We start from the raw sequence: 270 nt of genomic DNA, 5'->3' as shown, positions 1-270 counted from the left end.
GTCGCCGAGCACGCCGAGGACCAGCCGGGCCCGCGCCTCCTCGAACGGCAGGCCGTCGGCGCGTGCCTGTTCCAGTGCCGCGCCGGCCCGCGCGCGATCCTGGAACGTCCAGCCCACCGCCAGGTCGGCGGCGAGCCGGGCCCGGGGAGTGCCGTTCGCCGACCGCTCGTCCAGGCAGGAGGCCGCTGCCCGGCGGGCCGCGTCGTCGCCCGCCGCTCCCGCCACCAGCACCTTGAACGCCAGGGCCCGGTGCACCACCTCGGGCACCTC

At 78.9% G+C, this 270-nt stretch carries 1 protein-coding gene; it reads right to left on the bottom strand.

The genetic code is table 11. The annotated features are described in order from the left end of the window. Positions 1-270, bottom strand: a 270-nt coding sequence (locus FLV34_RS41185) for a hypothetical protein (protein WP_187280912.1), incomplete at both ends; no start/stop codon positions are given.

This window comes from Microbispora sp. CSR-4 (assembly GCF_008033685.1).
In the GTDB taxonomy this organism is placed as follows: Bacteria; Actinomycetota; Actinomycetes; order Streptosporangiales; family Streptosporangiaceae; genus Microbispora.
Note: the sequence above shows the minus strand (reverse complement) of the source record. Positions and strands in the feature narration are given on the sequence as shown.